This is a genomic window from Cerasibacillus terrae (genome assembly GCF_008039555.1).
Classification (GTDB): Bacteria; Bacillota; Bacilli; order Bacillales; family Amphibacillaceae; genus Cerasibacillus; species Cerasibacillus terrae.
In genome coordinates, this window is the sequence record NZ_VDUW01000013.1 from 34211 (window position 1) to 57774 (window position 23564).

22 protein-coding genes, 1 rRNA gene and 2 other annotated features are annotated in these 23564 nt (G+C 36.0%); all 23 genes read right to left on the minus strand.

What is annotated here, in order from left to right; translation table 11 throughout:
• Nucleotides 1-100 precede the first annotated feature (100 nt).
• The 23 genes from rpoB to rrf all read right to left on the minus strand — a co-directional run bounded on the left by rpoB (nt 101) and on the right by rrf (nt 23555).
• On the minus strand, nt 101-3643 hold the full coding sequence (gene rpoB / locus FHP05_RS13850) for a DNA-directed RNA polymerase subunit beta (RefSeq protein WP_147670338.1): 3543 nt from the start codon (nt 3641-3643) through the stop codon (nt 101-103).
• A gap of 437 nt (nt 3644-4080) precedes the next feature.
• Nucleotides 4081-4683, minus strand: coding sequence for a class I SAM-dependent methyltransferase (locus tag FHP05_RS13855; protein ID WP_147670340.1), 603 nt, complete (start codon nt 4681-4683; stop codon nt 4081-4083).
• A 105-nt stretch (nt 4684-4788) separates the two neighbouring features.
• A complete protein-coding gene (gene rplL / locus FHP05_RS13860; protein ID WP_147670342.1) occupies nt 4789-5154 on the minus strand; it encodes a 50S ribosomal protein L7/L12 in 366 nt (121 codons plus the stop codon).
• A gap of 45 nt (nt 5155-5199) precedes the next feature.
• Entirely contained in the window at nt 5200-5700 is a 501-nt protein-coding gene (gene rplJ / locus FHP05_RS13865) for a 50S ribosomal protein L10 (RefSeq protein WP_147670344.1), read from the minus strand.
• A gap of 34 nt (nt 5701-5734) precedes the next feature.
• Nucleotides 5735-5881, minus strand: a sequence feature (ribosomal protein L10 leader region).
• 44 nt (nt 5882-5925) lie between these two features.
• Nucleotides 5926-6621: a 50S ribosomal protein L1 gene (gene rplA, locus FHP05_RS13870; RefSeq protein ID WP_147670346.1), complete on the minus strand. Its 696-nt coding sequence runs from the start codon at nt 6619-6621 to the stop codon at nt 5926-5928.
• A gap of 199 nt (nt 6622-6820) precedes the next feature.
• Nucleotides 6821-7246 carry a 50S ribosomal protein L11 gene (gene rplK, locus FHP05_RS13875; RefSeq protein WP_147670348.1) on the minus strand — a complete coding sequence of 142 codons (426 nt, stop codon included), beginning with the start codon at nt 7244-7246 and terminating at the stop codon, nt 6821-6823.
• A gap of 152 nt (nt 7247-7398) precedes the next feature.
• Nucleotides 7399-7932 (minus strand): transcription termination/antitermination protein NusG, encoded by a 534-nt coding sequence (nusG, locus tag FHP05_RS13880; RefSeq protein WP_147670350.1) that lies wholly within the window; start codon nt 7930-7932, stop codon nt 7399-7401.
• 410 nt (nt 7933-8342) lie between these two features.
• Complete coding sequence (secE, locus tag FHP05_RS13885) at nt 8343-8513, minus strand: preprotein translocase subunit SecE (protein ID WP_147670352.1); 171 nt, start codon at nt 8511-8513, stop codon at nt 8343-8345.
• Between the two features lie 44 nt (nt 8514-8557).
• On the minus strand, nt 8558-8707 hold the full coding sequence (gene rpmG, locus FHP05_RS13890) for a 50S ribosomal protein L33 (protein ID WP_147670354.1): 150 nt from the start codon (nt 8705-8707) through the stop codon (nt 8558-8560).
• Between the two features lie 60 nt (nt 8708-8767).
• Entirely contained in the window at nt 8768-9442 is a 675-nt protein-coding gene (sigH, locus tag FHP05_RS13895; protein ID WP_147670356.1) for an RNA polymerase sporulation sigma factor SigH, read from the minus strand.
• A gap of 150 nt (nt 9443-9592) precedes the next feature.
• The gene (locus FHP05_RS13900; RefSeq protein WP_147670358.1) at nt 9593-10102 is read right to left on the minus strand and encodes an NYN domain-containing protein; all 510 of its coding nucleotides are present in this window, start codon (nt 10100-10102) and stop codon (nt 9593-9595) included.
• Nucleotides 10099-10845, minus strand: coding sequence for a 23S rRNA (guanosine(2251)-2'-O)-methyltransferase RlmB (rlmB, locus tag FHP05_RS13905; RefSeq protein ID WP_269144285.1), 747 nt, complete (start codon nt 10843-10845; stop codon nt 10099-10101). Before rlmB ends, FHP05_RS13900 begins: the two co-directional genes overlap by 4 nt.
• 30 nt (nt 10846-10875) lie before the next feature.
• Nucleotides 10876-11268: a Mini-ribonuclease 3 gene (locus tag FHP05_RS13910; RefSeq protein ID WP_147670360.1), complete on the minus strand. Its 393-nt coding sequence runs from the start codon at nt 11266-11268 to the stop codon at nt 10876-10878.
• Between the two features lie 2 nt (nt 11269-11270).
• Entirely contained in the window at nt 11271-12671 is a 1401-nt protein-coding gene (gene cysS / locus FHP05_RS13915) for a cysteine--tRNA ligase (protein ID WP_147670361.1), read from the minus strand.
• Nucleotides 12661-13323, minus strand: a complete 663-nt coding sequence (gene cysE / locus FHP05_RS13920) for a serine O-acetyltransferase (protein WP_191126362.1) — start codon at nt 13321-13323, stop codon at nt 12661-12663. Before cysE ends, cysS begins: the two co-directional genes overlap by 11 nt.
• Nucleotides 13324-13392: 69 nt before the next feature.
• Nucleotides 13393-13608: a binding site (T-box leader), on the minus strand.
• A 71-nt stretch (nt 13609-13679) separates the two neighbouring features.
• Nucleotides 13680-15149: a glutamate--tRNA ligase gene (gene gltX / locus FHP05_RS13925; RefSeq protein ID WP_147670363.1), complete on the minus strand. Its 1470-nt coding sequence runs from the start codon at nt 15147-15149 to the stop codon at nt 13680-13682.
• Nucleotides 15150-15283: 134 nt separating this feature from the next.
• Nucleotides 15284-16378, minus strand: coding sequence for a PIN/TRAM domain-containing protein (locus tag FHP05_RS13930; RefSeq protein WP_147670365.1), 1095 nt, complete (start codon nt 16376-16378; stop codon nt 15284-15286).
• A gap of 177 nt (nt 16379-16555) precedes the next feature.
• Nucleotides 16556-17920, minus strand: a complete 1365-nt coding sequence (radA, locus tag FHP05_RS13935; RefSeq protein ID WP_147670367.1) for a DNA repair protein RadA — start codon at nt 17918-17920, stop codon at nt 16556-16558.
• A 258-nt stretch (nt 17921-18178) separates the two neighbouring features.
• A complete protein-coding gene (clpC, locus tag FHP05_RS13940; protein ID WP_147670369.1) occupies nt 18179-20605 on the minus strand; it encodes an ATP-dependent protease ATP-binding subunit ClpC in 2427 nt (808 codons plus the stop codon).
• A 114-nt stretch (nt 20606-20719) separates the two neighbouring features.
• A complete protein-coding gene (locus FHP05_RS13945; RefSeq protein ID WP_147670371.1) occupies nt 20720-21784 on the minus strand; it encodes a protein arginine kinase in 1065 nt (354 codons plus the stop codon).
• Complete coding sequence (locus FHP05_RS13950; protein ID WP_147670373.1) at nt 21781-22329, minus strand: UvrB/UvrC motif-containing protein; 549 nt, start codon at nt 22327-22329, stop codon at nt 21781-21783. The genes FHP05_RS13945 and FHP05_RS13950 overlap by 4 nt, the downstream gene beginning before the upstream one ends.
• A gap of 45 nt (nt 22330-22374) precedes the next feature.
• Complete coding sequence (locus FHP05_RS13955; protein WP_147670375.1) at nt 22375-22839, minus strand: CtsR family transcriptional regulator; 465 nt, start codon at nt 22837-22839, stop codon at nt 22375-22377.
• A gap of 600 nt (nt 22840-23439) precedes the next feature.
• Nucleotides 23440-23555 (minus strand): 5S ribosomal RNA (gene rrf, locus FHP05_RS13960).
• Between the last annotated feature and the right edge of the window lie 9 nt (nt 23556-23564).

The window sequence follows — 23564 nt, forward strand, 5'->3', positions numbered from 1 at the left end:
CTCCCTTTTTAATGTATGATTTTACCCATTGAAATTGGTTATCCACTGATGGGAAAAGTCATCTCATCAGTGGAATTATCATATTTTGTTTAATTCATCTTTATTTCTTACTTTGTTCTAAGTCTAAGTTAAGCTTACTTGCTTGCTGTGAGTCTTCCTTTTCCAATTCGCGAAGTTCAATTTCTTCCTTATCACTTGAAAGGATTTTCACATCAATCCCTAAACTTTGTAATTCTTTAATTAGAACTTTAAAAGATTCTGGTATACCTGGTTCTGGGGCATTTTCGCCTTTTACAATTGACTCATATGTTTGCACACGCCCAACAACGTCATCTGATTTAACGGTTAGTAATTCTTGTAACGTGTATGCCGCTCCATATGCCTCTAGAGCCCATACCTCCATTTCACCAAAACGTTGTCCACCAAATTGGGCCTTACCACCCAATGGCTGTTGTGTAACTAAAGAATATGGTCCAGTTGAACGAGCATGTAGTTTGTCATCAACCATATGTGCTAATTTAATCATGTACATTACACCTACAGATACACGATTGTCAAACGGTTCACCTGTCCTTCCATCATAGAGAACCGTTTTGGCATCTCTTGGCATTCCCGCTTCATCCAGTGCTTCCCAAACATCTTGTTCTGTCGCTCCATCAAATACCGGAGAAGCAACATGAATACCTAGTTTACGAGCTGCCATTCCTAGATGCAATTCAAAAACTTGCCCAATGTTCATTCGTGAAGGAACTCCAAGTGGATTCAACATAATATCGATTGGATTTCCATCTGGTAAATATGGCATATCTTCTTCTGGTAGAATTCTGGATATAACACCTTTGTTTCCGTGTCTACCTGCCATCTTGTCTCCTTCTTTGATTTTACGCTTTTGAACAATATATACACGAACAAGTTTATTTACACCTGGAGGTAATTCGTCACCGTCTTCACGGTTGAATACTTTAACGTCTAATACAATTCCACCTGCACCATGTGGTACACGCAATGAAGTATCACGAACCTCGCGAGCCTTTTCACCAAAAATAGCATGTAATAAACGTTCTTCTGCTGAGAGTTCTGTTACTCCTTTTGGTGTTACTTTCCCAACTAGGATATCGCCATCCTTTACTTCTGCACCAATACGGATAATTCCTTGCTCATTTAAGTTTTTCAGTGCATCTTCACCAACATTAGGTATATCTCTTGTAATTTCTTCAGGCCCTAATTTTGTATCACGGGATTCTGATTCATATTCTTCAATATGAATTGATGTATACACATCATCTTTAACAAGACGCTCACTCATAATAATCGCGTCCTCATAGTTATATCCTTCCCATGCCATAAAGCCGATTAAGATATTACGTCCTAATGCTAATTCACCTTTTTCCATAGACGGACCATCTGCAAGGATTTCTCCTTTTGCCACACGATCTCCCGCTTTTACAATTGGGCGTTGATTATAGCATGAACCTTGGTTAGAACGTTCATATTTCCGTAAACCATATCGATCTACATCGCCTTTTACTTCTTTTCCATCAACTTCTGAAATCCGACGAACAACAACTTCTTTCGCTTCTACACTCTCAACAATTCCAGCATGACGGCAAATAATAGCAGCACCAGAGTCCTTTCCAGACACATATTCCATTCCTGTTCCTACAATTGGAGATTCAGGCTCCAACAGTGGTACTGCCTGGCGTTGCATGTTTGCACCCATTAGAGCACGGTTCGAGTCATCATTTTCTAAGAACGGTACACAAGCGGTTGCAGCTGATACTACCTGCTTAGGTGATACGTCCATATAATCGATTTGAGTATATTTCACCTCAATGTTCTCTCCACGAAATCTGGCAATTACTTCTTCATCAATGAAAACGCCATTTTCATCGAGTGGTGCGTTCGCTTGCGCAACAACGTAATTATCTTCTTCATCAGCTGTCAAATAATCAATATGGCCAGTTACTTTTCCTGTTTCCGGATCAACTCGGCGATAAGGTGTTTCGATAAATCCAAACTTATTTACCTTCGCATAGGATGACAGTGAGTTAATTAAACCGATGTTTGGACCTTCTGGCGTTTCGATCGGACACATTCTCCCATAGTGTGAGTAGTGAACGTCTCGCACTTCAAATCCTGCCCGCTCACGAGTTAAACCACCTGGTCCAAGTGCTGATAAACGACGTTTATGAGTTAATTCAGCTAATGGATTTGTTTGATCCATAAACTGAGATAACTGAGAACTTCCGAAAAATTCTTTAATCGATGCAATAACTGGTCGAATATTAATCAGTTGTTGTGGTGTAATACTTGAAGTATCCTGAATGGACATTCTTTCTCTTACAACACGTTCCATACGGGACAAACCGATTCGAAATTGATTTTGTAATAGTTCACCTACTGAACGTAGTCGACGGTTTCCTAAATGGTCAATATCATCTGTGTATCCTACCTGATGTAATAAATTAAAAAAGTAGCCAATAGATGATAAAATATCTGCAGGTGTAATATTTTTCACATCTGATCCTACATTTCCATTACCAATTACATTTAAGATACGTTCCCTTTCAGGATCTGTCGGGTCAAAGATTTTAATAGATTGAAGTCTAACAGGTTCATCTAGGATAGCTTCTTCTGAATCAAAAACTTTTTCCCCTACCAATGACGTTTCATCATCTAAATACGGGATGATTTTATTGAGTAGTTTTCGCTCTAGCTTATCCCCTTTTTGTGCTAAAACTTCCCCTGTTTCTGGATCAACAATCGGTTCTGCAAGCACCTGATTGAATAATCTGTTCTGTAAATGTAACTTTTTATTTATTTTATATCGACCAACATACGCAAGATCATAACGTTTCGGATCGAAAAATCGTGATACAAGCAAACTTTTTGCATTTTCTACTGTAGGTGGTTCACCTGGTCGCAAACGTTCATATATTTCTAGCAAGGCTTTTTCAGTTGTTTCGGTATTATCTTTTTCTAATGTATTTAATAGGTATTCATTGTCTCCTATTAAATCGATAATCTCCTCATCAGAATTAAACCCAAGTGCACGTAATAAAACGGTAATCGGCAATTTCCTTGTGCGATCTATTCTGACGTGCACAACATCTTTGGCATCTGTTTCAAATTCAAGCCATGCACCACGGTTAGGTATAACGGTTGCAGTTAAACCTCTTTTCCCATTTTTGTCTATTTTTTCGTTGTAATAAACACTAGGAGAACGTACTAACTGTGAAACGATGACACGTTCTGCACCATTGATGATAAATGTCCCTGTATCTGTCATCAATGGAAAATCGCCCATAAAAACTTCCTGTTCTTTTACTTCACCTGTTTCATTGTTAATCAATCGAACTTTAACACGAAGGGGTGCGTCATAGGTTACATCCCTTTCTTTCGATTCTTCTACAGGATACTTTGGATCAGCCATTGTATAATCGACAAATTCTAATGAAAGATTTCCCGTAAAATCCTCAATAGGAGAGATATCACGAAACATCTCTCGCATTCCCTCTTCTAAAAACCATTGGTAAGAAGCGGTTTGAATCTCAATTAAATTCGGTAATTCTAATACTTCACTGATTCGAGCATAACTTCTACGCTTGCGATGTTGCCCATACTGAACTAGTTGACCTGCCAACTGCTTCACCTCTCAAATCTTGCATTGTTTGCATGTAAACTATGTATACATACAAAAATGTATAATATATTTTCAGAAAAACCGATACATATAATCATTTTGGTTTTCCTTTATAACAAATGATACAAATCTAAAACATGCAATATGATGCACTATTAAAGGGATTCCCCACATATAAAATACTTTATCCTTTTAAAATTCTCATTGGAGCAAAGGAAAATATACTTGCTATCCACTCCGTAATGAGTTATCTTAAAATAAAAAAGAATTTTTCGTAAAGGTACTGAATAAAAAATCGGAAAACAAATTATTTCCAACCATTTTATCATTGTTTCCGATTCTTGATAGATTATACCTCATGTATTTTTATAAAAAATGCTTGACAAAAGAAATCCCATGTTAGCATTTAATAATACTATCATAACATAAGACTATCGTCAAATTTTTATCGAACGTAAAATATAGTATCCTTTGCTTTTCACTACCACTTCTACATTACCAAACAACTGCTCTAGCTTTTTCTTCGCTGACGGTGCACCTTGCTTTTTTTGAATAACAATCCACAATTCTCCACCAGAATATAATGACAATGCGCTTTCCTCGAACATAGCATGCACGACTTTTTTTCCTGCTCTAATAGGTGGATTTGTTAAGATAGATGCAAACATGCGTTCATTTAATTGTTTTAAGCGATCACTCTTTAAAATTTCCACGTTCTTCACATCATTAAGATGAGCATTTTGTTTAGCTAATAATATTGCCCTTTCATTAACATCTACCATAGTTACTTGGCAATCTGGAAAACTGGATGCTAGCGCAATTCCAATTGGTCCATATCCACACCCTAAATCTAAGATATCTCCCTTAACAGAAGGTGGATTAAAATGTTCAATTAGAAGCCTAGTACCATAATCTACTTCTCCTTTTGAAAATACGCCATAATCACTTATGAAAGTAAATTCTTTTTGCCGTAATCTGTACTTCCATGTCTTGGGTGAACTTTTTGATTGAGGTTTTTGAGAAAAGTAATGTTCTGACATGTTTTAACACCTTTCTTTTTTCTGAAATAAAAGAAATATCCTAGGTGTAAATTTAAAGCTCGCCGTTTTACGACGAGCTTATATAATGAATTTTTAACAATTAACTTATTTTAATTCTACAGATGCGCCAACTTCTTCTAATTTTTCTTTAATTTCTTCTGCTTCTTCTTTTGCAACGCCTTCTTTTACTGCTTTTGGAGCATTATCAACTAGTTCTTTCGCATCTTTCAAGCCAAGGCCTGTGATTTCACGAACAACTTTGATAACTTTAATTTTTGATGATCCAGCACCTGCAAGTACTACATCAAATTCTGATTGTTCTTCAGCAGCATCTCCGCCACCTGCGCCACCAGCAACTGCTACTGGAGCTGCAGCTGTTACACCAAATTCCTCTTCAATTGCTTTTACTAAGTCATTTAATTCTAAAACAGACATTTCTTTAATTGCATCAATAATTTGTTCTTTAGTCATGTTATTTCCTCCTATAGTTTTATTTATACAACGAATCTATAAAAATTAAGCACCTTGTTCTTCTTTTTGTTCTGCCACGGCTTTTGTAGCGTACGCAAAGTTGCGGATTGGAGCTTGTAGAACACTAAGCAACATAGAAACCATACCTTCGTAGTTCGGTAGGCTTGCAAGTTCTGTAATTTCATCTAGGGATGCAATATTCCCTTCGATGACACCGCCTTTAATTTCTAATGCTTCATGATCTTTAGCGAAGTCATTTAAAATACGTGCTGGCGCAACAACATCCTCATCACTAAACGCGATTGCTGTTGGACCAACTAAAGTATCTGTTAATTCTTCCAGGCCAGCTGCCTCTGCCGCGCGACGTGCCATGGTGTTTTTATAAACTTTATAATCTACACCTGCTTCACGAAGTTGTTTACGAAGTTCTGTCACTTCTGAAACATCAAGTCCACGGTAGTTTACAAGAACAGTTGATTGGCTTGAACGAAATTTTTCTGTAATTTCTTCAACGATTTGTTTTTTACTTTCCATTACTTTAGACATTATTCCACCCCCTAAAAGGATCATCATACCGTAAAAAAGCTTATAAAATAAGGGAGCCTTTAGGCGGAGGCTCCCTTCATAAAAGATAATAATCACGCATTATCCAATTTATTAGAAAAAAACCTCGGCAGGATGATTAAGCAAACGCCCCTACTGTCTACGGTATAACGTATTTAATTTTAAAACCTGATTTATTATATCGGCTTATTTTATAAATGTCAAGCCTTATGGACGATAATTAGAAACGTCAATTTTGATACCAGGACCCATTGTTTTAGAAATCGCCATATTTAGTAAATATTTCCCTTTAACTGATTGTGGTCTAACTTTCACAATTGTTTCTGCCAATGCTTCAAAGTTTTCAACAAGCTTTTCTGTGTCGAATGACAGTTTACCAACTGGAACATGTAAGTTAGAAGCTTTATCAACGCGGTATTCAACTTTACCTGCTTTGATTTCTTTCACAGCTTTCTCGACTTCAAAAGTAACTGTGCCTGTTTTAGGGTTAGGCATTAATCCTTTTGGTCCAAGAACTCGCCCTAATTTACCCACTTCTGCCATCATATCAGGAGTTGCAACAATTACATCGAACTCTAACCAACCTTGGTTAATTTTTTCAATAAAATCTTGTTCTCCCACATAGTCTGCACCTGCAGCTTCTGCTTCTTTTGCTTTTTCACCTTTCGCAAACACAAGTACTCGTTGTGTTTTACCAGTTCCATGCGGCAGAACCATTGCACCGCGAATTTGTTGATCCGCTTTCTTCGGATCCACTCCTAAGCGAAAGGCAACTTCAACTGTTTCATCAAACTTTGCTTTTGGCATTTGTTTTAAAAGCTCAACAGCTTCTTCAATTTGGTAGCTTTTTGAGCGATCAACTAATTTCGTAGCTTCTTGATACTTTTTACCTCTTTTAGCCATTTTGTTTCCTCCTCTATTGTGGTTATAACGGTTTGACCTCCCACTTATAAAAGCCACTCTAGACTTTTATAATGTAGATGAGCGATTCATCATCTATAGGGTTTTTTATATCCGTATTTTGCATCGAATTTGCTCGATGTTACATGTTCATACGAAAAGGTTGCGAATTTTTTATGTCGCAACCTGATAGACTCCAAAATTAGTCTTCAATCGTAATACCCATGCTACGTGCTGTACCTTCAACCATCCGCATTGCCGCTTCTACATCAGCCGCGTTAAGGTCTTGCATTTTCATTTCAGCAATTTCTTTGACTTTATCGCGTTTTACCGTTGCTACTTTATTACGGTTCGGCTCACCAGAAGCTTTATCGATACCCGCTTCTTTTTTAAGTAACACTGCAGCAGGTGGAGTTTTAGTAATAAATGTGAATGAACGGTCTTCAAATACTGTAATTTCAACAGGGATAATTAATCCTGTTTGTTCTTGAGTACGCGCATTAAATTCTTTACAAAATCCCATGATATTAATACCCGCTTGACCTAATGCAGGTCCTACCGGTGGTGCTGGGTTAGCTTTACCAGCTGGAATTTGTAATTTAACAACTTGAATAACTTTTTTAGCCACGAGACACACCTCCTTAAAGTCCGTGATGTGGTAATAGGGGTGATATATCCCCTCCCACTCTTCTATTCAGATCTACTTCATAGAACATGAATAACAAGAGAATTTTAGCATGATTTCACCATTTATGCAAGCATTACTATTTAACATAAAATCTATAATTTCTCAATTTGTCCAAAATCTAATTCCACGGGAGTATCTCTCCCAAACATATTCACATGTACTTTTACTTTTTGTTTATCTGTATCTATATTTTCAATGGTCCCCGTAAAGTTTGCAAATGGGCCATCTGTCACACGAACATTCTCTTTTACTTCAAAGTCTACTTGGTATACTTTATCTGCTAATCCCATTTGTTTTAAAATATGGTCTACCTCATGTGGTAAAAGCGGAGTTGGTTTTGTTCCTCCACCACTTGAGCCAATAAATCCAGTTACACCAGGTGTATTTCTAACAACATACCAAGAATCATCTGTCATAATCATCTCTGTTATGACATAACCAGGAAAAACTTTCTTTTTAGCTACTTTCTTTTTGCCATCTTTCACTTCTGTCTTTTCTTCTTCTGGTACAATTACCCGAAATATCTTATCTTCCATTCCCATTGTTTCTACACGTTTTTCAAGATTTGTTTTTACTTTATTTTCATATCCAGAATACGTATGAATCACATACCAGTTTTTTTCCATATTAAACCGGACAACGCCTTGTCCTTCCCCCCTTATTTATAATGTGAAACTTCCAATCTTTGGACTTTTTTCATCCATCATTGATTGTTAGTTGAATAAATCGAACGTTTACTGTTGTTTATTCTCCAGTTAGGCTATCCTTGAATTATTAAAAATAGGATCCTACAGCTAATTAACCAGCGATAAAAGTCAATATCGATATAAAGTGAAACTTCAATCAGTGGGAGTTTTCTTCTTCTCTCACTGATTGTTAGTTGAACGAATCGGGCCTTTACTGGCTGTTAATCTGCGATAAATATCCATTATTATTTTTAAGCAATTTAAAAAACCCGTTAAGTCGGGTTTTTCTAAAATGTATATTATCATTATAACATATTCCTATTTATTTTATTCAAATAAGTATTCTACCTTTAGCGAATCAGCTCAATTATTTGTGTAATGCCTAAATCAACAAGAAAAAAGAAGATCGACACAAACGCTACTGTTGCAATTACAGTAATAGTGTAGCTTGTTAGTTCACGACTTTTTGGCCAGGAAACCTTTTTCATTTCCCGCGATACTTCTTTTAAAAACTTAATCATAATCCATTGTACCTCCCCAATCTTCGCCTGAAGTAAGCAGTTTATCATTTTGTTTCACGATGTAATGTGTGTTTACCGCATGTTTTACAAAACTTTCTAACTTCCAAGCGTGTAGATTGCTTAGATACATTTTTGTTTGTCGTATAATTTCGACTCGCACAATTTTCACACGCTAAAGTTACTTTTTCACCCATTTTGTCACCCCGATTTCGGGAGTTTCTCTTTATAAATGTAGCATGGCCTTCCTATAATTGTCAATAGTCCTCATACTCTATGAAAGATAAGAGAATCTCATTTGTATCATTGAATTGTTCGAGTTTTCGTTTTACACGCTGTAGTGCATTATCAATTGATTTGACATGCCTTTTCAACTCTACTGAAATCTCTTCGTAGGTTTTCCCATCGAGGTATAAATGAAGTACCTTTCTTTCTAAGTCACTCAATGATTCCATGATTTTCAATTGAACATACCCTTGTTTTTCTCTTTTAACGAGAAGATCCTGGGGGTCTGTTGCCGCCTGTCCTGCAATAATATCCAACAATGTTCGTTCAGATTCCTCGTCATAAATCGGTTTATCTAATGAGATAGATGAATTCAATGGAGTATGTTTCTTTCTTGTTGCTGACTTAATAGCAGTTATCATTTGCCTTGTAATACACAGCTCAGCAAACCCTCTAAAAGAGGCCAATTTTTTCCCATCGTAATCACGAATTGCTTTATATAATCCAATCATACCCTCTTGAATAATATCTTCTCTGTCTGCACCAATAAGAAAGTATGCGCGTGACTTCGCACGAACGAAGTTTTTATATTTATGAATTAAGTAATCTAATGCTTGTCCACTCCCTTGATGGATTAGCATTATAATTTCTTCATCAGTAAGTCCATTGATATGTTCAGAATGTGCTTTAAGTTGCTTTGTCCTCACCCATAATGACCTCCTGACCAGGATGTTTGCAATTATGTGACTATTATACAATACGCCCGACAATTCTTCAATGAAATTTTGTGGGTATTTTCTATCAATTTGAAAAATTTATAATAATAACGTGATATACTCGTGAAAATTTAGCATTACTCACTTTACATCACGACGCCATTTTTCAAATATTGCTTGTACTTCTGGCTCAAGAGGGATAGTCGATGTTGGTTTCATTTGTTTCTGAACTTGCAAGTGGTCATGTATTTCCTGATCCATGCTCTCTATTTCAATTAATAGTTCCCGAGCAGATTTACGCAATGCACCACTACCAAAGATTGTTCGTTGTTCATCATAATCAGAAGTTGCAACATATACTTTATCTCGCACATTCTGTAATTCTTTCACAAGTCTTTCAATACATTCATCAGCTGTCTCTTTTTCTTTTGTAAAAACAACATCTAGTTTGTATTTACGATACTTCGATTCTTTTCCCTTAATATAATAGGCATCAAAGACAATAATTACTTGATAACCAAAATATGCTTGGTATTCTGCCATTATATCGATTAAACGATCACGCGCTTGGGCCATGTCTTTTTCTTTTAGCTTTTTTAACTCCTCCCAGGCACCAATAATATTATAACCGTCCACAACAAGGTAAATCATTTTCCTGCGCCAAGAGGATTTCTATGTCTAAACACTTCATAAAGTAATAAGCTACAAGCTACAGATGCGTTTAAAGATGAAACTTGTCCAACCATTGGTAAATTTACTAACCAATCACATTTCTTCTTTACCAATCGACTAATTCCTTTTCCCTCGTTGCCAATAACAATTGCGAGTGGCAGCTTCCCATCAATGGAACGATAGTCCTCTTTTGTTTCACCTGCAGTACCGATAACCCATACGTTTTGTTCCTTTAGCATGTCAATTGTCTGGGCAATATTTGTAACACGAACAACTGGTATATATTCAATCGCTCCAGCAGATGTTTTCGCAACAGTAGCTGTTAATCCTACTGCACGCCGCTTAGGAATAATTACCCCATGAGCACCGGTTGCATCAGCTGTTCTTAAAATAGAACCAAGATTATGTGGGTCCTCTAATTCATCTAAAATTATGAAGAACGGTGCTTCCTCTCTCTCTTTTGCTATGGCAAATAAATCGTCTAATTGTGCATAATGATAGGAAGCAACATATGCGATGATTCCTTGGTGATTTCCCTTTGTCATTTGATTTAATTTATGCTTGGGTACTTGTTGAACAACTGCATTTGCTTGTTTACTCATTTGCTGTATTTTTTTTCTAATGTTTGGATTTACCTGTTCTGATAAAAGTATTTTATGAATGGTTCTTCCAGATTTCAAAGCTTCCATCACTGGGTTTCTTCCAATAATAATTTCTTCCACCCTCTAGCTTCCTCCCTTCTAGTTATCATCCTAATGATTTTCTAGGTATTCAACTGCATGACGCATTAACATTTCGACACGTTCTTTATTTTTTAATAAGTAATGGTAACCGATTAATGTTTCAAAGGCTGTTCCATATCGGTAAACTTGTACACTTGTGTTTTTCGGTATAGAGCCAGATTTAGCATTTCGACCACGATTTGCTACCTTCTGTTCTTCTTCAGTCAGAAAATCTGTCTCAAGCCAGGCTAGCATTACCTTAGCCTGGGCCTTTGCTGAGACAAATGTAATTGCTTGCTGATGGAGTTGATTAGGTTTCACTTCACCACTTTGTAATAAATGTTCTCTTACAAATACTTCGTAAACAGCATCACCCATATAGGCAAGTGCAAGACTTTTCATCTGCTTAACATCTAGAGACATCTTTATCCTCTTTTCCAGCGCACACCTTGAGGCGTATCTTCTAATATAATATTTTTATCCTTTAATAAATCACGTATCTCATCGGCTCTCTCGAAATTACGATTTTTACGCGCTTCATTTCTTTCCACAATTAATGCTTCAATATCTTCATCTAGTAAATCTGTTTCTTTTTCTAATGAAATTCCTAGAACATGTAGAATCGTTTCTATCGTTGTTTGGAAGGATTCTAATACTTCTGATGAAGTTTGAGCTTCTTCTAGATAAAGATTAGCAGTTTTTGTTACATCAAATAAAACAGAAATAGCATTTGCTGTATTAAAGTCATCATCCATTACATTTGTAAATTGATGGTTAAATTCATCTATTTTCTGTAGCCATTGTTCATTATCTTGTGTTAGATTCATACTAGTTTGTTTGCGATGTTCTAAATTAAAATAAGTTGTTTGAATCCGCTCAAAACTATTTTTTGCACCGTTTAGTAGTTCTTCTGAAAAATTAATTGGATGACGATAATGCACACTAAGCATAAAAAAGCGAATTACTCGTGGATCATGCTTCTGCAATAATTCCCTTGTTAATACAAAATTACCTAGGGACTTAGACATTTTCTCATTATTGATATTAATATATCCATTATGCATCCAATAATTTGCAAAAGTTTTTCCCGTTTTTGCTTCAGATTGAGCAATTTCATTTTCATGATGTGGAAATGATAAATCTTGTCCTCCGGCATGAATATCAATGGTTTCTCCTAGATATTTCTTTGCCATTGTTGAACATTCAATATGCCAACCAGGACGTCCTTTCCCCCATGGTGAATCCCATGCTACTTCATTCGCTTTTGCTTTTTTCCATAATGCAAAATCTAACGGATCATTTTTCTTCTCCCCAACTTGAATTCTTGCACCTGCCCGTAATTCATCTATAGACTGGTGAGATAGTTTTCCATAATCCTCAAATGCACGTGGTTTAAAATAGACATCTCCATCTACTTCATACGCAAATTCCTTTTCAATTAACCCTTCAATAAATGTAATTATATCATCAATTGTTTCCGTTACACGTGGATGGTATGTTGCTTTTTTAACTCCAAGTGCTTCTACATCTTCCATATACGCTTTAATAAAGCGATCTGCTACTACTTTTACATCTTCACTCATATCATTTGCCGCTTTAATAATCTTATCGTCCACATCTGTAAAATTAAGTACATAGGTCACTTCATAATCGCGGTACTCCAGATATCTTCTTACTGTATCAAAAACGATAGCAGGTCTTGCATTTCCGATATGGATATAATTATAAACAGTCGGACCACAAACATACATACGAACCTTTCTGTCTTCAATTGGTTTGAAGTCCTCTTTTTCTCTTGTTAATGTGTTATAAATTTTAATTGTCATCTATTTCCCCATCCTTTCTCTTCGCAAGTTCCTCTCTCAATGCATCAATTTCTTTTTGCAGTCGGTCACAACGGTCTTCCACTGGGTCAGGTAATTTATGGTGATCTAATTTTGTATGTTGCACTTTTTTACCATATTGTCTTACAACTCGACCCGGAATACCAACAACTGTCGAATGTTCTGGGACATCTTTTAAGACAACTGATCCTGCACCAATTCGAGCATATTCGCCAATTGTAATGGAGCCAAGCACTTTTGCTCCTGTAGCAATTAACGCATGATCATGAACGGTTGGGTGTCTCTTTCCCTTTTCTTTTCCAGTACCACCTAAGGTTACTCCCTGGAAGACCGTAACATCATCCCCAATTTCGCATGTTTCACCTATAACAACTCCCATACCATGGTCTATAAAAAAACGCCTTCCTATTTTTGCACCTGGATGGATTTCAATTCCTGTAAGAAATCTGCTGAATTGTGATATAGCCCGGGCAATAAAAAACATTTTTCGCTTAAAAAAGGCATGGGCAATCCGGTGCCACCATACGGCATGTAGACCAGAATACGTTAAAAACACTTCAAAATATGTCCGAGCTGCTGGATCCTGTTCAAAAACAACATCCATATCTTCCTTCATTCGCTTAAAGATTCCCATGTATTTTTCCTACCTCCCTTTTTTTTATTTAGTTTTTAAGAATAAAAAAACACCTCTGTGTAATATATACACAGAGGCGCTTATGAAGCGCGGTTCCACTCTGATTAGGGAGATACCTCCCCATCTTTATCTCTTTATAACGGTAGAGTGCCGCCGCCATATACTTTAATTCCATGACGGGCTCTGAGGAGCATTTCAAAAATAATGGTTAAAATCACTTCCAGCCAAGGTGATTCTCTCTGGGTAACCTTTTTATTTCCTACTTTCCCTCATCCATGCTCTGTATTGTATAATACTATATTACATTTTTTGATATATGTGAACAAATAGATTTGAATTCATCTATTTCCTTTAGATTATGCATTTAATTTGCTCAATACTTCATCTAAACGACCCACAACAACATCTTTTCCCAGTAATTCAATTGCTAATGGTAATTCTGGACCATGTTTTTGACCGGTTGTTGCTACACGGATCGGCATAAATAATTTTTTACCACGATACCCTGTTTCTTTCTGTGTTGCTTTGATTTCTCCTTTAATTGCATCATGTTGAAAATCATCTAAATGAATTAACTTATCGGCAAATACTTGTAATACTTCTGGTACTTGTTCTTCCTTTAATACTTCCATCGCTGCTTCATCATAGGCAATAGAGTCTTTGAAAAACATCTCTGTTAGAGAAACAATTTCTTGTCCATAGTGCAATTGTTCTTGATACAAGTGAATAATCTTCTCTGCCCATCTTTTCTTTTCTTCATCCATTTCTTCTGGTAATTTACCTTCTTCTATTAAATATGGTAACGCTAAAGAAACGGCTGCTTCTGGAGTGAGTTTTTTAATATATTCCCCATTCATCCATTTGAGTTTTTGTTGATCAAAAATAGCCGCAGATGTAGACAAACGCTCAGGGTCAAAAATCTCAATCAATGTTTTTTGATCAAAAATTTCCTCTTCACCAACGGGTGACCAACCAAGTAATGTAATGAAGTTAAATAAGCTCTCTGGTAAATATCCCATATCTTTATACTGTTCAATAAATTGCACGATATGTTGGTCTCGTTTACTTAATTTCTTACGCTCTTCATTTAAAATAAGAGTCATATGCCCAAACTTAGGAGGCTCCCAACCAAATGCTTCATAAATCATCATTTGACGTGGTGTGTTAGAAATATGTTCTTCTCCACGGAGAACATGCGAAATTCCCATTAAATGGTCATCCACTACTACTGCAAAATTATATGTAGGAATCCCATTTTTCTTTACTATGACCCAGTCTCCAATATCATTTGATTCAAAGGATATTTGCCCTCGCACAATATCATTAAATGTATAGGTTACATTTTCAGGGACACGAATACGAATACTCGGTTTTCTTCCTTCACTTTCAAATTGAGCAATCTGCTCGTCTGTTAAGTCACGGTGGGCACCAGAATACTTCGGCATTTCTCCACGTGCCCGCTGCTCTTCACGTTCCTCTTCTAATTCCTCTTCTGTCATATAACATTTATATACTAATCCCTTTTCTAGCAATTCATTGATATACTTATTATAAATATCAAGGCGTTCCATTTGTCGATATGGCCCAACATCACCACCGACATCTGCACCTTCATCCCAATCCAAACCGAGCCACTTTAAATATTTTAACTGGCTTTCTTCCCCTCCAGCAACATTTCGCTTTTGATCTGTATCCTCAATACGAATAATAAATTTCCCATCAAAGTGTCTTGCAAATAAGTAATTAAATAAAGCTGTACGTGCATTTCCAATATGTAAATGCCCAGTTGGACTTGGTGCATAACGTACACGAACTTCTTTTGTCATGGTGGTACCCCTTCCTAAAATATAAATTCAAACAGTCTTCTCTAAAAAGTGTTCTTCCTCAGTATAACAAAAAGCGATAACAAAAACTGTTATCACTTTCTGTCTGAATACATCTAATATATGTTATACCTTTTTTACAATGCTTTTTCAAGTAGTTTTGGTTTTGCAAAAATCATTCTACCTGCAGATGTTTGTAACACACTTGTTATGATTACCTCTATTTTCTTTCCGATATAACGCATACCTTCTTCTACAACAATCATTGTACCATCATCCAAGTAAGCAATACCTTGATTATGTTCTTTACCGTCTTTAATGACTTGAACAGCTAATTCTTCACCTGGTAAAACTACTGGTTTCACCGCATTTGCTAAATCATTAATATTTAATACATGCACACCTTGAAGATCACATACCTTATTTAAATTAAAATCATTTGTTACAACGGTTCCATCGATTACTTTAGCTAGTTTAATTAATTTACTATCTACTTCTGGAATATCCTCGAAATCACCTTCATAAATCTTTACTTCAATAGGTAATTCCTTCTGGATTCGATTTAAAACATCTAAACCACGTCGCCCTCGATTTCTTTTTAATACATCTGATGAATCTGCAATATGTTGTAATTCTCCAAGCACAAATTGCGGAATAACCAATGTACCTTCCAGAAATTCTGTTTGACAAATATCTGCAATCCGGCCATCAATAATAACACTTGTATCTAAGATCTTCGGTTTTTGGTACGTTTTTTCTACTCGTTCTTCAGGTGTGGCACGTTTTTTCTCACGATCCTTTTTCGTACTTAATAACTGTACAAATTCTTCACGTCTACGAAAGCCTACTTGGAATCCTAGATAACCAAGAGTAATCATAATGAATGGTGGAATAACTTGAGACACGACCCGAATATTAATATCTTGTATAGTGATATTAATTAAATACGCAACAAATAAACCGACTATTAATCCGAGCGTCCCAAAGGCTAAATCTCCTAAAGGAATTTTAATAAGTGCTTCCTCTACCCATTTTAAAAATCCAATAATATAGTCTGTAATTAAATACGAAATAACAAAGAAAATTACTGCACCGACAACCAATCCTAGATAAGCAGACTGTAGCCAGGCTACATCTGTAATTCCTAATAAATGAATGATTTCAGGTACATACACATAACCAACTGTCGCACCAGTAATGATAAAAAATAAATGGACAATTTTCCTTAGCATTTCGTCACCTCCTAAGCATATTATTGCCCTTTCTTATAAAAAATAACCTTTATCTTAAAATTCTTTATATGATTTCAAATAAATAATAGCATAGGTCTATAAAACATTCAATTTAGCAAAATAGTAAATTTTATCACATTGAATTATGTTTGTCAATAAAATAAAAGGGAGTGGCTATTATCGTGCAAGGCCAACATTCAGGGCTTCTTGCACCGTATTTACCCCGATTACTTGAATCGTATTTGGAACGACCCAACCATCCAAGTTTTTCTGTGGACAAATCACTCTTTTAAATCCTAATTTAGCTGCTTCTTGTACACGTTGTTCTATTCTAGAAACACGTCTTACTTCACCTGTCAACCCTACTTCTCCTATGAAAATATCATCTGGTCTAGTTGGCTGGTTGCGGAAACTAGATGCAATGCTAATGCTAATTGCGAGATCAATAGCTGGTTCATCTAATTTTACTCCACCTGCTACTTTTACATAGGCATCTTGATTTTGAAGCATTAATCCAACCCGTTTTTCTAAAACAGCCATTAATAATGGAATTCGATTATTGTCTACCCCTGTAGCCATACGACGAGGATTTCCAAAACTTGTTGGTGAAATCAATGCTTGAATTTCCACTAAGACGGGGCGTGTTCCTTCCATGGATGCTACAACAGTTGAACCTGCAGCACCTTTTGAACGTTCTTCTAGGAAAATTTCCGATGGATTCATTACTTCCCGAAGGCCTGCTTCCTTCATTTCAAAAATTCCCATTTCATTTGTACTACCAAATCGATTTTTCACACTTCTTAAAATCCGATATGTATGATGACGTTCCCCTTCAAAATAAAGAACAGCATCAACCATATGTTCTAAAATTCTTGGTCCAGCAATTGCTCCTTCTTTCGTTACATGACCAACGATAAAAATAGGGATATTATTTGTCTTAGCAATACGCATTAGTTCACTTGTACATTCCCTCACTTGTGATACACTGCCCGGAGCACTAGCAACTTCATCACGGAATATAGTTTGAATAGAATCGACAACCACTAATGCTGGTTTTAGTAATTCAATTTGATTAGCAATATCAAATAGATTTGTTTCTGCTAAAACATATAATAAGTCGGAAGAAACGCCAAGTCGATCAGCCCGAAGCTTTGTTTGCCTTGTAGATTCTTCTCCAGATATATATAAAACAGGTAATTCTTTATCTGCAAGCTGTGATGATATTTGTAATAATAATGTTGATTTACCAATCCCCGGATCTCCACCAATTAATACAAGCGAGCCTGGCACAATACCTCCACCAAGGACACGGTTAAATTCTCTCATTGAGGTTGTTACACGTGGTTCTTTCTGTGATTCAATAGCTGTAATTTTGACCGGTTCTCCAGAAGTAATCCCTGTTGTTGGTCGTTTTACATTATTTTTCTTCTCTATTTCTTCCACTAATGAATTCCAATTATTACAGCTAGGACATTTTCCCATCCATTTTGGTGATTCATATCCACATGTTTGACAAACAAATTTCGTCTTACGTTTTGCCACTTTACTCGTTCCCTTCTAGGCAGAAAAAAGTTTCCTTGATATCTTTCTACAAAATATCAATTTCCTCCTTTTTACTCCCTTAATTTTATTGTATACGAAATACGTTACTATGAAGTTACAATTACATATCAATTATTTGGTTAAGTCACATACTTTTGCCACAAATCAACTTTATATGTCACATTTATGAATAAAGGAATAAAAAAACAGCTGGAAATTTACCTGCTTCCAGCTGTTTTTAAACTTTACACCTTAATCCTATGGAAGAACGATAAAATCACCTTTATTATTTAAGCCAATTTTTACATGTTGGCCTTTCGTAATATTTCCCTTTAACAGTTCTTCAGATAGTAGATCTTCAATATTTTTCTGTATGGAACGACGCAATGGACGTGCACCATACTCCGGTTCAAATCCTTTTTCAGCGATTTTATCAATTGCCTTATCCGTTAATGTAAAGTCTATTCCCTGCTCTTTCAATCGTTCCTTTAATTGTTTTATCATTCGTATTACAATATCATTCATATGCTTTCTCTCTAATGTATGGAAAACAATTGTTTCATCAATTCGATTTAAAAATTCTGGGCGAAATGCCTTTTTCAATTCTTCCAACACTTTTGATTTCATATCTTTATATTCCTGACCTTCATCATCTAAGGTAAATCCAACATATTTATTTCGCCTTAATTCACTTGCCCCAACATTCGATGTCATAATTAATACCGTGTTTCGGAAATCAACAAGTCTACCTTTAGAATCTGTTAAACGCCCATCCTCCAATACTTGTAATAAGATATTAAATACTTCTGGATGAGCCTTTTCAACTTCATCTAACAATACAACTGAATATGGTTTTCTACGGACCTTTTCAGTTAATTGACCTCCCTCTTCATACCCGACATATCCTGGGGGAGAGCCAACTAAACGTGAGGTTGCATGTTTTTCCATATACTCAGACATATCGATTCGAATCATGGCATCCTCATCTTCAAACATTGCTTCTGCCAATGCACGTGCAAGCTCTGTCTTACCAACACCTGTAGGCCCTAGGAAAATAAATGAACCAATTGGTCGTTCCGGGTCTTTTAACCCTGCACGTGCACGGCGAATGGCTGTTGAAACAGCCTTAACCGCTTCTTCTTGACCAACCAAACGTTCATGTAAAACTTTTTCTAGATTAAGTAGACGTTCTGATTCATCTTGTGTCATACTTTTAACAGGTACACCAGTCCAACTAGAAACCACATCCGCAATATCTTCTTTCGTTACCTTCGAATCTTCTTGGCCTTGCTTTTCTTTCCACTTTTCTCTCGTATTTGTTAACTCTTCACGTAAACGCTGTTCTGAATCACGTAAGGAAGCTGCCTTTTCAAATTCCTGGCTCTGCACAGCAGCATCTTTTTCTTTTCGAACTTCTTCTAACTTATGTTCTAATTGTTTTAAGTTTGGCGGAATAGTATAAGAACGTAGTCGAACTTTAGAACCTGCCTCATCAATTAAATCAATTGCTTTATCTGGTAAAAAGCGATCTGTAATATAACGATCAGAGAAACCTACTGCTGCTTCAATTGCCTCATCTGTAATAGTTACACGGTGATGTGCTTCATAGCGATCACGTAGTCCTTTTAAAATTTGCATTGTTTCTTCTACGGAAGGCTCATCAACTTGAATTGGTTGAAATCTACGTTCTAATGCAGCATCCTTTTCAATATATTTCCGATACTCATCTAAAGTAGTCGCTCCAATACACTGCAATTCACCACGCGATAAAGAAGGTTTTAAAATATTGGAAGCATCAATCGCTCCCTCTGCTCCACCTGCTCCAATTAATGTATGCAACTCATCTATAAATAAAATGACATTATTTGCTTGCCGAATTTCTTCCATTACTTTTTTCAATCGATCTTCAAATTCTCCACGATACTTCGTGCCAGCGACAACTGTTCCCATATCTAATGTCATTACACGCTTATCCCGTAATGTTTCGGGAACTTCATTATTTACTATTTGTTGCGCTAATCCTTCTGCAACTGCTGTTTTTCCTACACCTGGTTCACCAATTAAAACCGGATTATTCTTTGTCCGACGACTAAGTACTTGAATCACTCGTTCAATTTCTTTATTGCGGCCAATGACTGGATCTACTTTCCCTTCCTTTGCACTTTCTGTTAAATCTCTAGCTAAAGAATCAAGTGTTGGAGTGTTCACACTAGCAGATCTTCCACGCCCTTGCTTAGCAGCCTGTGATTCATTACTACCTAATAATTGTAATACTTGTTGTCTTGCCTTATTTAAACTGACACCTAAATTATTTAATACCCTAGCAGCAACCCCTTCTCCTTCTCGAATTAATCCTAGTAATATATGTTCTGTGCCAACATAAGAATGGCCTAGCTTTCTTGCTTCATCTTGAGAAAGTTCAACAACTTTTTTTGCTCTAGGAGTATAATGAATTGATTGCATTGGGTGTTTACCTTTCCCAATTAATTTTTGCACCTCTTCTTGAATTTTACTCACTTCAAGTCCAAGGGATTGTAATGCTTTTGCAGCAATTCCATCACCTTCTCGAACAAGACCTAGCAATATATGTTCTGTACCAATATTATTATGTCCTAGCCTTACTGCTTCTTCTTGTGACAGAGCTAAAACTTTTTGTGCTCTTTCTGTAAAACGTCCAAACATCATATTAATATAACCTCCCACATTCAATGAACGCAAATCCTTTTCATTATTTAATAATTCTACTATTATTGTCTATCTTATGATTCATAATCGTTAATAAGCCATTTTATTCATTATTCATTCTACCTCATGTAGCTTTTCTCGAATAATTGAAGCACGAAGGATGTCACGTTCTGTCGGTGTTAATGTCTTTTGTGCATGATATTGTAAAAATCCAGGCTGTGTCAATACTGTTAATTCGGTTAATACATTTCGAGGAACATTTTTAATAAGGCCTAGATCAACTCCAAGTCGAACATTTGACAATCGACCTGCAACTTCTTTTGTATTCATAATTCTACTGTATGTTAAAAGTCCCAATGAACGGAATATACGATCTTCTAGTCTTGTACCTAAGTTTTCCAATAGCCTTCCTCTTTGGAGACGTTCATGTTCGATTAATTGCTGCGCAACCCCTTCTAGGTCACGAATAATATTCTCTTCTGATTTCCCAAGTGTAATTTGATTAGAGATTTGAAACAAATTACCTAACGCTTCACTCCCTTCACCATAAATACCTCTTACAACAAGACCTAAATGGTTAATTGCTGGAATCATACGATTTATCTGTTTTGTAAGAACAAGTGCTGGTAAATGCATCATAACAGATGCACGCATTCCCGTACCAACATTTGTCGGACAGCTTGTTAAATAACCTCTTGATTCATCAAAGGCATAGTTAACCTTTTCTTCTATCCAATCATCAATTTCAAATGTTTTCTTTAATGACTTTTCCAATTGAAAACCTGGATCATAAAGTTGTATTCGTAGATGGTCCTCTTCATTAATCATGATGGATACTTGCTCATTTGTGGAGATAAGGGATGCTGCTGTTTCTTTATTTTTCGTCAATAGTGGACTGATTAAATGTTTTTCAATCAATACCCTTTTTTCAATACTGCTTAATTGACTCATCGGTACGAAATGAAATGTTTCATTATCATGATATGGAGTATGCTCATATTCTCTTTGGAAAAATTCCATAATCTCTTCCAATTCTTCGGAAGGAGCGACAGTCGGAAAACGCTTATCCGCTAAGTTTCTAGCTAAGCGAATTCGACTACTTAAGACGATATCGTGATCTGGGCCATTCTTTAACATCCAGGGGCTTGTCGCCTTATCCATGAACTGTTCATAAGTCAAGCTTCATCACCATCTTTCTTTTCCTTAACTTTAGACTCTAATTCCTTTATTTCATCTCTTACAACAGCAGCTTCTTCAAAAGCCTCATTTTCAATTAATGTGTTTAGTCTTTTACGATAATCTGCTATTTGTTTCTTTAGATGGAGTTTACCACCTTTTCGTTTCGGTATTTTCCCTAAGTGTCGTGTATTACCACTATGAACCCTACTAAAAATTGGATCCAAATGATCTGAAAAAGTATGGTAACACTGTGCACATCCAAATTTTCCAGTGTGTTTAAATTGGGAAAAGGTCATTTTACATGTAGGACATTTTAATTCTTTTACTTGCTGAAAAGGACTTTCATGGATATTATCTATTTTTGAGCTATCTAAATTGAACAAGCCAGTTAGTAAATCGTGGAGAGAAAATCCTTCTTCGGGGTAAGTCATGTAGCCATTTTCCTTTGCACATACTTCACAAACATGTAAATCTGTCTGTTTTCCATTCACTACTTGTTTAAAGTGAAGTGTAGCTGGTCGTACTTGGCACTTTTGGCAATTCATTATTTTACCTCCTCTTCCCTCTTTATCCAATTACAATGACAATGATTATTTCATATATTTTAAAGTAATTAACATCTTTGTAAAAATTCTAGCTCTTATTTCATCTCGCAAAGGTAATTTAAATGCCAATGTTTCTCTATCTAATGCACTTATCATTAACTTTGCCTCTCTTTCTGTTATAATCTCTTCTTCTAATAAACGGTCAATCACATCAACAGATGCTTGAAAAGTTACTTCTGGATTAATCATTTTGATAATCTCATCAATTAATTCTGCTTGGTCTTGATGTTTCACCTTAATAATACGAATATATCCACCACCACCCCGCTTACTTTCTACAATATAGCCCTTTTCCATCGTAAAACGAGTATTAATAACATAATTAATTTGTGAAGGTACGCACTGAAATTGATCTGCTATTTCGTTTCGTTTAATTTCAATAACATTCTTCCCCTGTTGCTCTAAAACTTGTTTCAAATATTGTTCAATTATTTCTGTTATATTTCGCATGTACCCACCTCCCACGAACTCAGAACAAACAATTTGTACCTGCTTCACCCTGACTTTGACTATCTTTGACTTTATATTTATTATACTGCAAAACGAAAGAAGATGCCAACAACTTCTATTCAATTATTCTTGACAAAAGATACAAAATAAAGACGTACCAAATGGAAAAATACTCATTTCGACATATGTAGACTAAAAAATTTAATTAGTTAAGGGAATAACAGACAATGAAGTAAGGAAAATTAGCATGGATTTTTTAATAAGTTTGTTTTTCCTTTATATTCTATAATAGAAGGAAATGCAAGCAAATTCGGGTAAAGGTTGATAAAGTGAAACCTCAATCAGTGGGGACTTACAGCCAGTTAATCTACAATAAATGTTGCCAGCGGAAGGCTTGTCAGTAATAAAATGCATGAAACCATTACTTTAATGGATGAATAGCAATTATAAATGATTATTTACGCCTTTTTAAAAGCAAATAATGGTGAAAGGAAAAAAAGATTTAGAGCTTCTTAAAAGATGAAATAAAGAAGTCTATTTAATTTCAATTATCAACTAAAAAAGCAGGATACACATTAGATGTGTATCCTGCTTTGGTTTGCCTGGCAACGTCCTACTCTTGCAGGGGCTATGCCCCAACTACCATCGGCGCTGAAGAGCTTAACTTCTGTGTTCGGTATGGGAACAGGTGTGACCTCTTCGCCTTCATCACCAGACAAGTATTA

Coding starts and splice junctions, on each gene's coding strand:
- FHP05_RS13950 (WP_147670373.1), bottom strand. CDS start 22,329: ATGAATTGCCAAAAGTGCCAAGTACGACCAGCTACACTTCACTTTAAA.
- rplL (WP_147670342.1), bottom strand. CDS start 5,154: ATGACTAAAGAACAAATTATTGATGCAATTAAAGAAATGTCTGTTTTA.
- rplJ (WP_147670344.1), bottom strand. CDS start 5,700: ATGTCTAAAGTAATGGAAAGTAAAAAACAAATCGTTGAAGAAATTACA.
- FHP05_RS13910 (WP_147670360.1), bottom strand. CDS start 11,268: ATGTCTCTAGATGTTAAGCAGATGAAAAGTCTTGCACTTGCCTATATG.
- FHP05_RS13900 (WP_147670358.1), bottom strand. CDS start 10,102: ATGATTTACCTTGTTGTGGACGGTTATAATATTATTGGTGCCTGGGAG.
- cysE (WP_191126362.1), bottom strand. CDS start 13,323: ATGGGAATCTTTAAGCGAATGAAGGAAGATATGGATGTTGTTTTTGAA.
- nusG (WP_147670350.1), bottom strand. CDS start 7,932: ATGGAAAAAAACTGGTATGTGATTCATACGTATTCTGGATATGAAAAT.
- rpmG (WP_147670354.1), bottom strand. CDS start 8,707: ATGGGTGAAAAAGTAACTTTAGCGTGTGAAAATTGTGCGAGTCGAAAT.
- rplA (WP_147670346.1), bottom strand. CDS start 6,621: ATGGCTAAAAGAGGTAAAAAGTATCAAGAAGCTACGAAATTAGTTGAT.
- FHP05_RS13855 (WP_147670340.1), bottom strand. CDS start 4,683: ATGTCAGAACATTACTTTTCTCAAAAACCTCAATCAAAAAGTTCACCC.
- FHP05_RS13955 (WP_147670375.1), bottom strand. CDS start 22,839: ATGCGAAATATAACAGAAATAATTGAACAATATTTGAAACAAGTTTTA.
- clpC (WP_147670369.1), bottom strand. CDS start 20,605: ATGATGTTTGGACGTTTTACAGAAAGAGCACAAAAAGTTTTAGCTCTG.
- cysS (WP_147670361.1), bottom strand. CDS start 12,671: ATGACAATTAAAATTTATAACACATTAACAAGAGAAAAAGAGGACTTC.
- FHP05_RS13930 (WP_147670365.1), bottom strand. CDS start 16,378: ATGCTAAGGAAAATTGTCCATTTATTTTTTATCATTACTGGTGCGACA.
- gltX (WP_147670363.1), bottom strand. CDS start 15,149: ATGACAAAAGAAGTTCGTGTACGTTATGCACCAAGTCCAACTGGGCAT.
- secE (WP_147670352.1), bottom strand. CDS start 8,513: ATGATTAAGTTTTTAAAAGAAGTATCGCGGGAAATGAAAAAGGTTTCC.